The sequence below is a fragment of the Pseudomonas sp. PDM20 genome (assembly GCF_014852575.3).
Lineage (GTDB): Bacteria > Pseudomonadota > Gammaproteobacteria > Pseudomonadales > Pseudomonadaceae > Pseudomonas.
In genome coordinates this window covers 4936603-4951403 of record NZ_CM181224.1, presented here as the reverse complement: position 1 = coordinate 4951403, position 14801 = coordinate 4936603, and the positions used below count along the sequence as shown (strand labels likewise).

The following is a 14801-nucleotide window of genomic DNA, read 5'->3' as shown; positions in this document are numbered from 1 at the left end:
CCGCATACACGAGGATTGAAGGCATGGGAGTGCGGCTCCGTATTGTGATTGGCTTGATGGCCGGCCTGATCCTGGCCGGCTGCTCGGCGGACTATGGCACCGATCAGCATGGACAGAAAGTACCCGCTGCGAGTGTAGATGGCCAGTGGCTAGTTATTAATTACTGGGCGGAGTGGTGTGCGCCGTGTCGCAAGGAGATTCCCGAACTGAATCATCTGGCGCAAGAGGGCAAGGCTAAGGGCTTCCGGGTGCTGGGGGTGAACTTCGACGGGCTGCGCGACGCGGACCTGGCGAAGGCCTCGCAGGACCTGGGCGTGCAGTACACCGTGCTGGCCGACGACCCCGCGCCGCGCTACAGCCTGCCGCGCAGCGAAGCGCTGCCTGTAACCTACATCATCGACCCTGAGGGCAAGATGCGCGAGCAGTTGCTCGGCGAGCAGACCGCCGCCGGCCTGCAGGCGCGACTGAGCGCATTGCGCGAGGAGAAGCAGTGATGGCGAGGATCTGTCTGCACGGCTACATCAGCGGCAAGGTGCAGGGCGTCTATTACCGCCAGAGCACCCAGGAACAGGCAGATCGACTGGAGATCGATGGCTGGGTGCGCAACCTCGAGGACGGGCGCGTCGAGTTGTTGGTCGAAGGTGAGGAAGAGGCGGTGCGCGAGCTGGAGAAGTGGCTGGCGCGCGGCCCGGTGAAAGCCAAGGTGACTGCGGTGGAGTTGCAGCCGATGACACCCCAGGGCATCACCGGCTTCATCGTTCGCCGCTAGGCGTCAGTTGCTGACGCCGGGGTCCGCTGCCAGGCGACCGGCGTCGGTCATCAGGCTGTGGAGGAATTCCTTCTGCAGTTCCGGATCGTTGCGGGTCAGCTCGATCAGGCTCTGTTCCAGTTCGCTCGCTTCCTCTTCCAGGCCGAGGTCGGAGAGGCGCTTCACCCGGTGTACCCAGTGGTGCACATCGTCACCTTCCAGGTCGTCGTAGATCAGTGCGTGGGCTTCCTGCAACTTGCCGCGCAGGGAGCGGCTGACCAGCAGGCTGGCATCGGCGCGGGTGTCGTCCGAAGGGTCCTGGACGCTGAACTGCAGGCGGCCGATGCGGCTGACTTCGTCGTCGCTGAAGGGGCCTTCCAGCAGGTTCAGGCGCAGCACGCCGTGGCGGTCGGTGAGCAGTTCCTGGGAGTTCTTCCCGGCAGTAACGGTCACCGGGCGCTCTGACCAGGGCAGGCTGGAGTACTCGGTGCGCTTTTCGCGCTGCTTCTCGTCGATCGATGCCAGGTTCTGCTCGGCGCGGCCGTTGGACTCGACGTTCATGAACGGGTTCATGCCGTCTATGCCGTAGCGAATCCAGCCGCGAGTGACGCTCTCGGGCAGGTTGCCGAGTGCGAACACGTTGACCACATTGGCGCCGATGCCGCCGACGAAGGCGACGATGCCCAGCGGCATTTCGTAGACCTTGCGCCAGCCCTGATACGGCGTGTAGCGGTCGTAGCGCCGGGTGACCTCGAACTCTGTGACTTCGAAGGTCTTCTGTTCCTGCACGCGGATACGACGCTGCGGCAGTTCCAGGGTGCCCGGCGTGCCCACGTCGATCTGCAGGCTGTGGTCGAGCAACTTGCGCTCGACTCGCTCTTCATGCTCGCTGCGTTGCGACAACTGGTTGGCGCAGCCGCTCAGCAGGAGGCTGCCGCACAGGGCGGCAGCCGCGAGGCTTGTGGTACTTCCGGTGGACATCGCTCTGCTCAGTTGCGGATCTTGGCCGTGATGAAGGCTTGCAGGTCGGACAGGGCGACAGGCTGCGACTCGGCGTCACGGCGGCCCTTGTACTCCAGGGTGCCTTCGTCCAGGCCGCGCTCGCTGACGACGATGCGGTGCGGGATACCGATCAGCTCCATGTCGGCGAACTTCACGCCGGGGCTGGTCTTCTTGTCGCGGTCGTCCAGCAGCACTTCGAAGCCGGCGGCGGTGAGGTCCGCGTAGAGCTTGTCGGTGGCGGCGCGCACAGCTTCGTTCTCGTACTTCATCGGCACGATGGCGATCTGGAAGGGCGCCAGGGCGGCCGGCCAGAGGATGCCGCGGTCGTCGTAGTTCTGCTCGATGGCGGCGGCGACCACGCGGGATACGCCGATGCCGTAGCAGCCCATGATCAGGGTGACCGGCTTGCCGCTCTCGCCCAGTACGGAGAGCTTCATGGCTTCGCTGTACTTGGTGCCGAGCTGGAAGATGTGGCCGACTTCGATGCCGCGACGGATGACCAGCGTGCCCTTGCCGTCCGGGCTCGGGTCGCCTTCGACGACGTTGCGCAGGTCGGCGACTTCCGGTACGGGCAGGTCGCGTTCCCAGTTCACGCCGAAGTAGTGCTTGTCGTCGACGTTGGCGCCGGCGGAGAAGTCGCTCATCAGCGCCACGGAGCGGTCGATGATGCAGGGCAGCGGCAGGTTCAGCGGGCCGAGGGAGCCGGGGGCGGCGCCAATGGCAGCCTTGATCTCCGCTTCGCTGGCCATCTGCAGGGGGCTGGCCACCAGCGGGTGGTTGCCGGCCTTGATTTCATTGAGCTCGTGGTCGCCACGGACGATCAGGGCGATCAGCTTGCCTTCCTCGGCGGCGTGCACCACCAGGGTCTTGATGGTCTTCTCGATCGGCAGGCCGAACTTCTCCACCAGGGCGGCAATGGTCTTGGTCTCGGGGGTGTCGACCAGGCGCAGCTCTTCGCTGGCGGCGCCGCGAGCGGTTTCGCGCGGCAGGGCCTCGGCCTTCTCGATGTTGGCGGCGTAGTCGGTGGATTCGCCGAAGACGATGTCGTCCTCGCCGGAGCCGGCCAGTACGTGGAATTCATGGGAGCCGCTGCCGCCGATGGAGCCGTTGTCGGCCTGCACGGCGCGGAAGTCCAGGCCCAGGCGGGTGAAGATCTTGCTGTACGCGCCGTACATGACGTCGTAGGTCGCCTGCAGCGAGTCCTGGCTGGCGTGGAAGGAGTAGGCGTCCTTCATGATGAACTCGCGGCCGCGCATCAGGCCGAAGCGCGGACGGATCTCGTCACGGAACTTGGTCTGGATCTGGTACATGTTGATCGGCAGCTGCTTGTAGCTGTTCAGCTCGTTGCGCGCGAGGTCGGTGATCACTTCCTCGTGGGTCGGGCCGACGCAGAAGTCGCGGTCATGGCGATCCTTCAGGCGCAGCAACTCGGGACCGTACTGCTGCCAGCGGCCGGATTCCTGCCACAGCTCGGCAGGCTGGATGGCGGGCATCAGCACTTCCAGGGCGCCGGCGGCGTTCATCTCTTCGCGAACGATGGTCTCCACCTTGCGCAGTACCCGCAGACCCATTGGCAGCCAGGTGTAGAGACCGGACGCCAGCTTGCGGATCATGCCGGCGCGCAGCATCAGCTGATGGCTGATGACGACCGCATCGGAAGGGGTTTCTTTCAGGGTGGACAGCAGGTACTGACTGGTACGCATCTTTGGCCGTTTTGTCGGTTGCGAAGGGGAATATAGGCTGGGCATTGTACGGTGCAGGTCTGGCTGCGTACAGCGCGCGGCGGGTGGAGGCGGAGGAGTGGTGTGAGTCGATTGAATGCAGCGCAGGTACAGGCGTTCATCCGCGCGGGGTTGCCCATGGCGGACGAGATGGATTTCCGCATCGATGCCCTGGAAGGGCGCAGCGCCTTCGCGCGGATCCCCTTCCATGGAAAGCTGGTGAGGCCGGGCGGAACCGTGTCCGGGCCGACCATCATGGCGCTGGCGGACGCGGCGATGTACGCGGTGATCCTGGCGCAACTGGATAACGTCGAGATGGCTGTTACTTCCAACCTGAATATCAACTTTCTCAGCAAGCCCAAGCCGGAAGACCTGCTGGCCGAGGCGAAGATATTGAAGCTGGGGCGCCGGCAGGTCGTTTGCGAAGTAGCTGTCTACTCGGTCAGCAATCCGCAGGAACTGGTCGCCCATGTAACCGGCACATATGTATTGCCGATGTAACAGCAGTAATGGATACGTTCGAAGTTGTAGGTAAGTTGCAATAAAAAAGCCCGGCAGAAGCCGGGCTTTTTAGTTACCTGCAGTTCGCTCTGGATTACAGAACGGACAGCGGGTAGTCGATGATCAGGCGGAATTCATCAACGTTGCCTTCAGCCTGGTCGGAGTTGGCGCGGTGCCAAGCCTGACGAGCACGGAAGGACAGGTCTTTCGCCGGGCCGCTCTGGATGACGTATTTGGCTTCCAGGTTGGTCTCGCGGTGTTTGCCGTCCGGACCATAGCCATAGTTGGCGTAGGGGCTGGTCGGATCGATCTTGTCGCCGTCGATGTCCTTACCGTAGATGTAGCGGCCCATGAAGGTCAGGCCCGGAACACCGTACTCGGACATGTTCAGGTCGTAACGGCCTTGGATGGATTTTTCACCCGGGCCGTTGAAGTCGGAGTACTGAACGGAGTTGGCGAGGAAGATCGAGTCGCCGCCGGCGTTGTTGTCGCCGATACCGATGTAGTCGAACGGAGTGTTGCCGTTCACTTTCTGGAAGGCGAGGGTCAGGGTGTGCGCGCTGATGGTGTAAGCGGCGGCCAGCGAGTAGGTGTTGTTGCTGATGTCGCCGAGCTTGGAGGAACCTTCGTCGCGGGTGTTGTAGTAGTTGAAGTCCAGGCCGAGGGACTGATTGTCAGCGATCGGCAGGGTGTAGTTCAGGTTCACGTAGTACTGGTCCCACAGGTCTTCGACCTTGGCGCCGTACAGCGAAGCGGAGAACTGGTCGTTGATGGCGTACTTGCCACCCAGGAAGTCAGCGCTGTTGGCGGTAACGCCACCGTACTGGGACCAGATCTCACCGTCACGGTTGGTGGTGTCCTGGCCAGTACCGGAGTAGAAGTGACCGCCTTCCAGATCCAGGCCGTCGATTTCGCTGCTCATCAGGCTGAAGCCGCTGGCGGTTTGCGGCAGCAGGCGGGTGCCGCCTACAGCGAACACCGGAGCGGTGGGCTGCATGTCGCCGAATTTCAGCTCGGTCTTGGAGATGCGGATCTTGACAGCTGCGCCGGCCTTGCCGAAGTCGTCAGCCTTGTCGCCGTCATCGTGAACCGGCAGGTTGCCAGTGCCGCCGTAGCCGCTGCCACCGTCGAGTTTCAGACCCAGGTAGCCGAAGGCGTCAACACCGAAACCAACGGTGCCTTGGGTGAAGCCGGAGTTGTAATTGGCCCAGAAACCCTGGGTCCAGTCACGGGCATCGGTGGCGCCGTCTTTCTTGTTGCGATTGAAGTAGTAGTTACGAACCAGGAAGTTCAGGCTGCTGTCTTCGACAAAGCCTTTAGCGTCAGCCTGATTGCCTACGAAGGGCTCGGCCATTGCCAGTTGTGTGCTGCCTGCAGAAACGGCCAGGGCGATGGCGCTCCACTTCATCACTTTCATTGTGATTGCTCCTTTGGTTTTGAAATTATTCGCCATCACTAATGCCGCGGTGACGGCTCTTTCTTTTTTTGTCGGCGCTAACTTATAGCACGCGTGTTCAGTTGGCGATAGTTGCCCAAATGAACACACAAAATCTTTACGGGGCTGTCGCAAAGCTGCATGACGCATGTCGCATTCAAGCAGTTCTCATGTTGCAAAAAGAGATTGCCCCCTGATTGCTTCATTGATGCTTCAGTCCTTGTGGTTCTCTATTCCATTGACCACTTCTTAAGTTCTCTCGCCTCCGCGTCCACTTCTCCCAAAGGGGTGGCCGTCGGTGCGCTGTCCTTGCCTCTAGCAACAACCGTGCACAAATGCCCGGAGCCGCCTTCACAGTGTTCGTCTTGCGACGCGTTGACGCATTTCACGGCTTCCGTTGGGGATTTGCAACATCCACGAGCACGCATGTCGTTTTCTGGCATCCCGTAGTTGTAGCTGTTTAAACGATTTTTCGCTGCTGATTGCCGTGATTGCCGTGCAGATTCCTGCACGCGCCTGTTGTCGGGATATGCCAATCCGCGTCATGCACGATCCTGGTGCGACGCTGCAAAGGGCGTGCTCCGGCACGATGCGTCGGTCGGGCATGTTCGCCGGAAGGGCTCTCTAGTATTCTTCGCGCCCTTCGGCTCCCCTGTGGGGCTAGGCTTAAACAAGGCTCGTCGAACAGGAGAGGTCTTATGTTCGCTCTGGATTCCCGTCTCCAGCAGGACACCGTTGCGCTGGGTGATTTCCCGCTGAGCAGCCTGCTGTTGATGAATGACTCGCAGTACCCGTGGTTCATCCTGGTTCCGCGTCGCGAAGACGTCAGTGAAATCTTCCAGCTGGATTCCGCCGATCAGCAACAGTTGTGGCGCGAAGCGACTCAACTGGCGGAAATGCTCAAGGACACTTTCGATGCGGACAAGATGAACGTGGCCAATCTCGGCAACGTCGTCAGCCAACTGCATGTGCATGTGATTGTGCGCAAGCAGGATGATGTCGCCTGGCCGGGGCCGGTCTGGGGCAAGCACCCGGCGGTTCCCTATAAAGAAGAAGAACTGGCGCGGGTGCGCGAGAAACTGCGCATGGCGCTGGGCGATGGCTTTCGCTTCAGCCAGGAGTGAATGATGGATCTGGAGACTCGAGTGATGGACCTGGAGAGCCGGCTGGCCTTTCAGGATGACGCACTGCAGACCCTGAGCGACGTGGTCTACGAGCAGGAGCGGGTGATCGAGCGCACCCGTCTGCAGATGCAAGCGCTGCTCAAGCGCCTGGAAGACCTGCAGGGCCAGGTTGGCGTCGCGGAAGATGACGCTCCGCCGCCGCACTATTGAGCCGCACTGGTTAATCAGTGCAGAAATGACAAAGCCCGCCGATTGGCGGGCTTTGTCATGGGGCTGTGGATCAGCGGCGGTTGGGCAGGGCGGCGATCACGTCCTCCGCCTGCAGGCCCTTGTCGCGCTGGACTACCGAGAACTCCACGCGCTGCCCTTCGATCAGGATGCGGTGACCCTCGCCGCGAATGGCGCGGAAGTGGACGAAGATGTCTTCGCCCGAGTCGCGGGAGATGAAGCCGAAGCCCTTGGAGGTGTTGAACCACTTCACGGTGCCGGTTTCGCGGTTCTCGCCGAGGAAGGTTTCGATGGGCGCGTGGGGGCGAGCCGGGTTCAGGTTGGCGGCCCACTGCAGCACGACTGCGCCAGCCAGGCTCAGCAGCGGCAGCACGATGGCCGGTTGTTCGCCGATGAAGGGCAGTGGGGCGAGCAGGATCAGCACCTGCAGCACCACGGCCAGAACCACCAGGGCAGTGGCCAGGCCTTGCAGGGCCGAAGGCTGTTTCAGGTTGCTGCCCGGGGCGAGCAGGAGGCTGGTAAGGCCGAGCAGAGCCAGGTAAATGGCATCGCTCTGTTGCAGGTAGGGCAGGGCATCATTGCGCAGACTCGGGATAAGGGACAGCACGAGTGCGGCAACGCCCGTCACGAGATGGACGATCTTGAGCATGGCTACGGATTCACCTTGAGCGGGTAACGAAAAAAAGAAGCAGCCGTCCCCAGGTGCAACGCTGGAAAGGAAAATGAAAGCGTGCTGGGCGGCCTATGCGCGAAGCGCACGGCGGTTATTTAACCGCAAACCACTTGCCTTCTCAAATCAACCGCTTAGGCCATTCGTAGGGGAAGGAAGGCCCGCCGACTGGCGGGCTTCCTTATATAAGGAGGGATCACTCGGCAAGCAGGCTGCGCAGCATCCAGGCGGTCTTCTCGTGTACCTGCATGCGCTGGGTCAGCAGGTCGGCGGTCGGCTCGTCCGCCACCTTGTCGGCCAGCGGGAAGATGCTGCGTGCGGTGCGCACTACGGCTTCCTGGCCCTGCACCAGCAGGTGGATCATCTCCTGGGCGTCCGGCACGCCTTCTTCTTCCTTGATCGAGGACAGGCGCGCGTAAGCGGCATAGGTGCCTGGCGCCGGGAAGCCCAGGGCGCGGATGCGTTCGGCGATGCTGTCCACGGCCAGTGCCAGTTCGGTGTACTGCCCTTCGAACATCAGGTGCAGGGTGTTGAACATCGGCCCGGTGACGTTCCAGTGGAAGTTGTGGGTCTTCAGGTACAGCGTGTAGGTGTCGGCCAGCAGACGGGACAGGCCGTCGGCGATGGCAGCGCGATCCTGTTTGGCGATTCCGATATCGATGTCCATGGCGATCTCCTCATCGTGACATGGGTGATTCAAGGTGTTGGGTTCGAGGCTATCACCGGTGCAGGTGCGAAGCTCTTGGTCTATATCAAGGCAATCGATTGAGCTTTTCTATTAAAAGGTTGTGCGTCCGGCTGGCTTTTCCGCCACCGGAGTCCGGCTGCAACCCGTGGATTTTTCAGGCTATAATCGGCCTCTTTGCCGCGGGACGCGGACCCGTGGCGTTACACAGCCAAGGTGTTCCATGCCGATTTACGAGTACCAGTGCCAGTCCTGCGCGCATCAGCTGGAATCGCTGCAGAAGATCAGCGATGCGCCGTTGGTCGATTGTCCGGCCTGCATGGCTCCCGAATTGAAGAAGATGTTGTCGGCTCCGGGCTTCCGCCTGGGCGGCAGCGGTTGGTACGAGACCGACTTCAAGACCGGAGCGAAGAAGAACCTGGCCTCCGGCGATGCTCCAGCGGTCTGTCCGGCCACCGGTTGCGGTGCCGGCGCCTGCTCCGCCAGCGAATGAGCGGTTCCCTAGAATTCAAGACTTTCGAGAAGCGAAACACACCATGATGCGCAGCCACTATTGCGGCCAGTTGAACGAGAGCCTGGACGGCCAGGTAGTCACTCTTTGCGGTTGGGTACACCGTCGCCGCGACCACGGCGGGGTGATCTTCCTCGACGTGCGTGATCGTGAAGGTCTGGCCCAGGTGGTGTTCGACCCGGATCGCGTCGAGACCTTCGCCAAGGCCGACCGTGTGCGCAGCGAGTACGTGGTGAAGATCACCGGCAAGGTGCGTCTGCGCCCTGAAGGCGCGCGCAACTCGAACATGGCTTCGGGCGCCATCGAAGTGCTGGGCCATGAACTGGAAGTGCTGAACCAGGCCGAAACCCCGCCGTTCCCGCTGGATGAATACTCCGACGTGGGCGAGGAAACCCGCCTGCGCTACCGCTTCATCGACCTGCGTCGCCCGGAGATGGCCGCCAAGCTGAAGCTGCGTGCGCGCATCACCAGCAGCATCCGCCGCTATCTGGACGACAACGGTTTCCTCGACGTGGAAACCCCGATCCTCGGTCGCCCGACTCCGGAAGGCGCGCGTGACTACCTGGTGCCGAGCCGCACCTACCCGGGTCACTTCTTCGCCCTGCCGCAGTCGCCCCAGCTGTTCAAGCAGCTGCTGATGGTGGCCGGCTTCGACCGCTACTACCAGATCGCCAAGTGCTTCCGCGATGAAGACCTGCGTGCCGACCGTCAGCCGGAATTCACCCAGATCGACATCGAAACCAGCTTCCTCGAAGAAAGCGACATCATCGAGATCACCGAGAAGATGGTTCGCCAACTGTTCAAGGAAGTGCTGAACGTCGAGTTCGACGAATTCCCGCACATGCCGTTCGAAGAGGCCATGCGCCGCTACGGTTCGGACAAGCCTGACCTGCGTATCCCGCTGGAACTGGTCGACGTGGCCGATCAGTTGAAGGACGTCGAGTTCAAGGTCTTCTCCGGCCCGGCCAACGATTCGAAGGGCCGCGTTGCCGCCCTGCGCGTTCCGGGCGGTGCGAGCATGCCGCGCAAGCAGATCGACGACTACACCAAGTTCGTCGGCATCTACGGCGCCAAGGGTCTGGCCTACATCAAGGTCAACGAACGCGCCAAGGGCGTGGAAGGCCTGCAGTCGCCGATCGTGAAGAACATCGCCGAGCCGAACCTGAACGAGATCCTTGATCGCGTTGGCGCGGTCGATGGCGACATCGTGTTCTTCGGCGCCGACAAGGCCAAGATCGTCTGCGACGCCCTGGGCGCGCTGCGCATCAAGGTCGGCCATGACCTCAACCTGCTCACCAAGGAGTGGGCGCCGATGTGGGTCGTGGACTTCCCGATGTTCGAAGAGAACGACGACGGCAGCCTGACTTCCCTGCACCACCCGTTCACCGCGCCCAAGTGCACCCCGGAAGAGCTCGAGGCCAACCCGGCCGGCAAGCTGTCCCGTGCCTACGACATGGTGCTCAACGGTACCGAGCTGGGCGGTGGTTCCATCCGTATCCACGACAAGTCCATGCAGCAGGCGGTGTTCCGCGTGCTCGGCATCGATGATGCGGAGCAGGAAGAGAAGTTCGGCTTCCTCCTCGACGCCCTCAAGTACGGCGCACCGCCGCACGGTGGCCTGGCCTTCGGCCTGGACCGTCTGGTGATGCTGATGACCGGCGCGGCCTCGATCCGCGAAGTCATCGCCTTCCCGAAAACCCAGAGCGCCGGCGACGTCATGACCCAGGCTCCGGGCACTGTGGATGCCAAGGCTCTGCGCGAGCTGAACATCCGCCTCCGCGAGCAGCAGAAGGCCGCCGAGTAAGTCGATCCAGATTGCCGCGGCGCCCGCAAACCGGGCGCCGCGTGCGAAGCAAACAAGCGATACGGAGTGAGTTATGGCTGGTCATTCCAAATGGGCCAACATCAAGCACCGCAAGGAACGTCAGGACGCCAAGAAGGGCAAGATCTTCACCAAGCTCATCCGTGAGCTGACCGTCGCTGCCAAGCAGGGCGGGGGGATCCCGGCGGACAACCCGCGTCTGCGCCTGGCCGTGGACAAGGCGCTGACCGCCAACATGACCCGCGATACCATCGATCGCGCCATCCAGCGCGGCGTGGGCTCCAGCGAAGCGGATAACATGGCCGAGCTGACCTACGAAGGTTACGCGCCCAGCGGCGTGGCGATCATCGTCGAAGCGATGACCGACAACCGCAACCGCACCGCGGCCGAAGTGCGTCATGCCTTCAGCAAGTGCGGCGGCAACCTGGGTACCGACGGTTCGGTGGCCTACATGTTCGAGCGCAAGGGTCAGATCAGCTATGCGCCGGGCGTGAACGAAGAAGCCCTGATGGATGCCGCGCTGGAAGCCGGCGCCGACGACGTGGTGGTCAACGACGATGGTTCCATCGACGTCTTCACCACCTTCGCCGATTTCATCTCGGTCAACGAAGCGCTGACCGAAGCCGGTTTCAAGGGCGAAGACGCCGAGATCACCATGATCCCGTCGACCACTGCGGCCCTGGACCTGGACACCGCGCAGAAGGTCCTCAAGCTGATCGACATGCTCGAAGACCTGGACGACGTGCAGAACGTCTACTCCAATGCGGAAATCCCGGACGAGGTGATGGCCCAGCTGGGCTGATCCCACCACCGGCGCTGGTCTGAAGCCGGAAGCGGGAGTGGTCGTCAGCGGCGCCTCCCGCTTCCGGTTTTTGTTATCTGAAGTACAGGTTACGGACAAGGTTTGATCGGACGGACATGACCCTGATTCTCGGTATCGACCCAGGTTCACGGATAACCGGCTTCGGCGTGGTGCGCGACACCGGCCGTGGCTGCGAGTACGTGGCATCGGGCTGCATCCGTACCGGCAACGGCGAACTGTTCGAGCGCCTGCAGATCGTCTTCCGTGGCGTGCGCGAGGTCATCCAGACCTACCAGCCGACCATGATGGGCATCGAGCAGGTGTTCATGGCGCGTAACGCCGACTCGGCGTTGAAGCTGGGGCAGGCGCGCGGCGCGGCGATAGTCGCGGCAGCGGAAGAAGGCTTGCAGATCGCCGAGTACACGGCGAGCCAGGTCAAGCAGGCGATTGCCGGCACCGGAGGTGCGGACAAGCAGCAGGTCCAGATGATGGTCATGCACTTGCTCAAGCTTGTGCAGAAGCCGCAGATCGACGCCTCCGACGCCCTGGCCATCGCCCTGTGCCACGCGCACACCCGGCAGAGCCTGGTGCCACACGGCCTGGTAGGCGCCCGCCGACGTGGCGGACGCTTGCGCCTGTGATATCCGGAAAAACATTGAGCAAGGACAAACTCCCGTGATTGGACGCCTGCGTGGCACCCTGGCGGAAAAACAACCGCCGCACCTGATCGTCGATGTGAATGGCGTGGGCTACGAGCTCGAAGTGCCGATGACCACCCTGTATCGCTTGCCGAGCCTGGGCGAGCCGGTGACCCTGCACACCCACCTCGTGGTGCGCGAGGATGCCCACCTGCTCTACGGCTTTGCCGAGAAGCGCGAGCGCGAGCTGTTCCGCGAGCTGATCCGCCTCAATGGCGTGGGCCCGAAGCTGGCGCTGGCGCTGATGTCGGGGCTGGAAGTCGATGAGCTGGTGCGTTGCGTGCAGGCGCAGGATACTTCCACCCTGGTGAAGATTCCGGGCGTGGGCAAGAAGACTGCCGAACGCCTGCTGGTGGAGCTGAAAGATCGCTTCAAGGCGTGGGAAAATATTCCTTCCATCGCGCCGTTGGTGGTGGAACCCCGACTGGTTGCCGCAGTCTCAAGCGCCGAGTCCGATGCGGTCAGTGCGCTGATCGCACTGGGCTTCAAACCCCAGGAGGCGAGCCGCGCCGTGGCCGCCGTGCAGGAGGAAGGCTTGTCCAGCGAAGAACTCATCCGTCGTGCCCTCAAGGGCATGGTCTAGGTAGCCATCGATGATCGAAGCCGATCGCCTGATCTCCTCTGTAACCGGTCGTGACCGCGAAGAGCAGCTCGACCGCGCCATCCGCCCGCTGAAGCTGGCCGACTACGTCGGTCAGCCGGTGGTGCGTGAACAGATGGAGTTGTTCATCCAGGCGGCCCGTGGGCGCCAGGAGGCGCTGGATCACACGCTGATCTTCGGCCCGCCCGGCCTGGGCAAGACCACCCTGGCGAACATCATCGCCCAGGAAATGGGGGTTTCGATCAAGAGCACTTCCGGCCCGGTGCTGGAGCGGCCTGGCGATCTGGCGGCGCTGCTGACCAACCTCGAACCCAACGACGTGCTGTTCGTGGACGAGATTCACCGCCTCTCGCCCATCGTCGAGGAAGTGCTGTATCCGGCCATGGAAGACTTCCAGCTGGACATCATGATCGGCGAGGGCCCGGCTGCGCGTTCGATCAAGCTCGATCTGCCGCCCTTCACTCTGGTGGGGGCGACCACTCGCGCCGGCATGCTGACCAACCCGCTGCGTGACCGCTTCGGTATCGTGCAGCGCCTGGAGTTCTACGGTGTGGACGACCTGTCCAGCATCGTCGCCCGTTCGGCGGGCATTCTCGGTCTGGAGATCGAGCCGGCGGGCGCCTACGAGATCGCTCGGCGCGCACGCGGTACGCCGCGGATCGCCAACCGCCTGCTGCGGCGGGTGCGGGATTTCGCCGAGGTGCGCGGCACCGGCCACATCAGCAGCGACATCGCCGACAAGGCGCTGAACCTGCTGGACGTGGATGAAAGAGGCTTCGATCACCAGGATCGCCGCCTGCTGCTGACCATGATCGACAAGTTCGACGGTGGCCCGGTGGGGATCGACAACCTCGCGGCGGCCATCAGCGAAGAAAGACACACGATTGAAGACGTGCTGGAGCCCTATCTGATCCAGCAAGGCTATATCATGCGCACACCTCGGGGGCGTGTAGTGACCCGGCATGCGTACCTGCATTTCGGCTTGAATGTGCCGAAGCGGATGGGGGAGGGGACGACATCGGATCTGTTCGTCCCTGAAGATGGTAATTAATTGCATTTGTAGACGATTGCCGATTGGCAAAGTCTTTACTTGGTTCTAGAGTATGCGCGCGCAACACGGGGGTCAGCCGTTCCAGCAGCGGTATCGGGTCTATTACGAGGACACCGATGCCGGCGGCATCGTCTACTACGTCAACTACCTCAAGTTCATGGAGCGGGCTCGTACCGAGCGGCTGCGTGATCTGGGCTTCGCCCAGTCACAGCTGGCGGGGGAGAACCTGCTTTTCGTCGTTCATTCGGCTGAGGCGCGCTATCACGCGCCGGCCCGCCTGGATGACGAGCTGCTTGTCAGCGTCGAGGTGGAGGAGTTGAACCGTGCGAGCCTGAAGTTTCGTCAACAGGTTCGACGGGCGTCGGATTCGACCTTGCTCTGCGAGGGGCGATTCCTGGTGGCGTGCGTGCGGGCGGACAACCTGAAACCCCGCGCTATCCCAGATGTGTTGCGTGCGGCATTTGCCGGCAGTCCGGACACCCTTTCAGCAGGAGATTAACGTGGAACCGAACGTCGTCGACCATACTTCCATGTGGAGCTTGATCAGTAACGCCAGCGTCGTGGTACAGCTGGTGATGCTGACCCTGGTGGCCGCATCGGTCACTTCCTGGATCATGATTTTCCAGCGCAGCAACATGATGCGCTCGGCGAAGAAGGCCCTGGAAACTTTCGAAGAGCGCTTCTGGTCGGGCATTGACCTGTCCAAGCTCTATCGTCAGGCGGGCAGCAACCCCGATCCGGATTCGGGGGTCGAGCAGATCTTCCGTGCCGGCTTCAAGGAATTCTCCCGTCTGCGCCAGCAGGCCGGCGTTGACCCGGATGCGGTGATGGAAGGCGTTTCCCGCGCGATGCGCGTCGCCATTTCCCGCGAGGAAGAGAAGCTGGAAACCAGCCTGCCGTTCCTCGCCACCGTCGGTTCCACCAGCCCGTACATCGGTCTGTTCGGCACCGTGTGGGGGATCATGAACTCCTTCCGTGGCCTGGCCACCGTGCAGCAGGCCACCCTCGCCACCGTGGCGCCGGGTATTGCCGAAGCGCTGATCGCCACCGCCATCGGCCTGTTCGCGGCCATCCCCGCGGTCATCGCCTACAACCGTTTCGCCGCCCGCTCGGAAATGCTCATCGGTCGCTACTACACCTTCGCCGACGAGTTCCAGGCGATCCTGCACCGCAAAGTGCACACCAGCGACGATTGATCGACG

The 14801-nt window shown here is 62.4% G+C and carries 18 protein-coding genes; 13 read left to right on the top strand and 5 right to left on the bottom strand.

Annotation, left to right across the window (positions count from 1 at the left end; all coding sequences use genetic code 11):
- The first annotated feature begins 23 nt into the window (after positions 1-23).
- Both IB261_RS22720 and IB261_RS22715 read left to right on the top strand, forming a co-directional pair.
- Positions 24-494, top strand: coding sequence for a TlpA disulfide reductase family protein (locus IB261_RS22720; protein ID WP_138215301.1), 471 nt, complete (start codon positions 24-26; stop codon positions 492-494).
- Entirely contained in the window at positions 494-769 is a 276-nt protein-coding gene (locus IB261_RS22715; protein ID WP_081520148.1) for an acylphosphatase, read from the top strand. Before IB261_RS22720 ends, IB261_RS22715 begins: the two co-directional genes overlap by 1 nt.
- 3 nt (positions 770-772) lie before the next feature.
- On the opposite strand, the gene IB261_RS22710 is transcribed toward IB261_RS22715, so the two are convergent.
- A complete protein-coding gene (locus tag IB261_RS22710; RefSeq protein WP_081520149.1) occupies positions 773-1729 on the bottom strand; it encodes a YceB family lipoprotein in 957 nt (318 codons plus the stop codon).
- 8 nt (positions 1730-1737) lie between these two features.
- Positions 1738-3453, bottom strand: coding sequence for a proline--tRNA ligase (locus IB261_RS22705; RefSeq protein WP_081520150.1), 1716 nt, complete (start codon positions 3451-3453; stop codon positions 1738-1740).
- A 111-nt stretch (positions 3454-3564) separates the two neighbouring features.
- On the opposite strand from IB261_RS22705, the gene IB261_RS22700 reads away from it, so the two are divergent.
- Positions 3565-3972 carry a PaaI family thioesterase gene (locus IB261_RS22700; RefSeq protein WP_139791665.1) on the top strand — a complete coding sequence of 136 codons (408 nt, stop codon included), beginning with the start codon at positions 3565-3567 and terminating at the stop codon, positions 3970-3972.
- A gap of 94 nt (positions 3973-4066) precedes the next feature.
- Here the strand turns inward: IB261_RS22700 and IB261_RS22695 are convergent, their stop codons facing one another.
- Positions 4067-5389 carry an OprD family porin gene (locus IB261_RS22695; protein ID WP_081520152.1) on the bottom strand — a complete coding sequence of 441 codons (1323 nt, stop codon included), beginning with the start codon at positions 5387-5389 and terminating at the stop codon, positions 4067-4069.
- 716 nt (positions 5390-6105) lie between these two features.
- Between IB261_RS22695 and IB261_RS22690 the strand changes: the two genes are divergently transcribed.
- Together IB261_RS22690 and IB261_RS22685 are read left to right on the top strand one after the other, a co-directional pair.
- Complete coding sequence (locus IB261_RS22690; protein ID WP_151187988.1) at positions 6106-6531, top strand: HIT family protein; 426 nt, start codon at positions 6106-6108, stop codon at positions 6529-6531.
- Between the two features lie 3 nt (positions 6532-6534).
- On the top strand, positions 6535-6741 hold the full coding sequence (locus tag IB261_RS22685) for a SlyX family protein (RefSeq protein ID WP_045210356.1): 207 nt from the start codon (positions 6535-6537) through the stop codon (positions 6739-6741).
- Between the two features lie 70 nt (positions 6742-6811).
- Here IB261_RS22685 and IB261_RS22680 read toward each other — a convergent pair whose 3' ends face one another.
- On the bottom strand, positions 6812-7408 hold the full coding sequence (locus IB261_RS22680) for a cold shock domain-containing protein membrane protein (RefSeq protein WP_412548373.1): 597 nt from the start codon (positions 7406-7408) through the stop codon (positions 6812-6814).
- A gap of 217 nt (positions 7409-7625) precedes the next feature.
- A complete protein-coding gene (locus IB261_RS22675) occupies positions 7626-8096 on the bottom strand; it encodes a Dps family protein (protein ID WP_192381095.1) in 471 nt (156 codons plus the stop codon).
- A 241-nt stretch (positions 8097-8337) separates the two neighbouring features.
- On the opposite strand from IB261_RS22675, the gene IB261_RS22670 reads away from it, so the two are divergent.
- The 8 genes from IB261_RS22670 (at position 8338) to tolQ (ending at position 14795) form a co-directional block, all read left to right on the top strand.
- A complete protein-coding gene (locus IB261_RS22670) occupies positions 8338-8607 on the top strand; it encodes an FmdB family zinc ribbon protein (protein ID WP_081520156.1) in 270 nt (89 codons plus the stop codon).
- 43 nt (positions 8608-8650) lie between these two features.
- On the top strand, positions 8651-10429 hold the full coding sequence (aspS, locus tag IB261_RS22665) for an aspartate--tRNA ligase (protein WP_192381096.1): 1779 nt from the start codon (positions 8651-8653) through the stop codon (positions 10427-10429).
- A 73-nt stretch (positions 10430-10502) separates the two neighbouring features.
- A complete protein-coding gene (locus IB261_RS22660) occupies positions 10503-11249 on the top strand; it encodes a YebC/PmpR family DNA-binding transcriptional regulator (protein ID WP_192381097.1) in 747 nt (248 codons plus the stop codon).
- A 116-nt stretch (positions 11250-11365) separates the two neighbouring features.
- Positions 11366-11890, top strand: a complete 525-nt coding sequence (gene ruvC, locus IB261_RS22655) for a crossover junction endodeoxyribonuclease RuvC (protein ID WP_081520158.1) — start codon at positions 11366-11368, stop codon at positions 11888-11890.
- Between the two features lie 34 nt (positions 11891-11924).
- Entirely contained in the window at positions 11925-12530 is a 606-nt protein-coding gene (gene ruvA, locus IB261_RS22650; protein WP_081520159.1) for a Holliday junction branch migration protein RuvA, read from the top strand.
- Positions 12531-12540: 10 nt separating this feature from the next.
- The gene (gene ruvB / locus IB261_RS22645; protein WP_138215289.1) at positions 12541-13599 is read left to right on the top strand and encodes a Holliday junction branch migration DNA helicase RuvB; all 1059 of its coding nucleotides are present in this window, start codon (positions 12541-12543) and stop codon (positions 13597-13599) included.
- A 52-nt stretch (positions 13600-13651) separates the two neighbouring features.
- The gene (gene ybgC, locus IB261_RS22640; protein ID WP_081520161.1) at positions 13652-14098 is read left to right on the top strand and encodes a tol-pal system-associated acyl-CoA thioesterase; all 447 of its coding nucleotides are present in this window, start codon (positions 13652-13654) and stop codon (positions 14096-14098) included.
- Position 14099: 1 nt separating this feature from the next.
- Positions 14100-14795, top strand: a complete 696-nt coding sequence (gene tolQ / locus IB261_RS22635) for a protein TolQ (protein ID WP_045210353.1) — start codon at positions 14100-14102, stop codon at positions 14793-14795.
- Positions 14796-14801 lie beyond the last annotated feature (6 nt).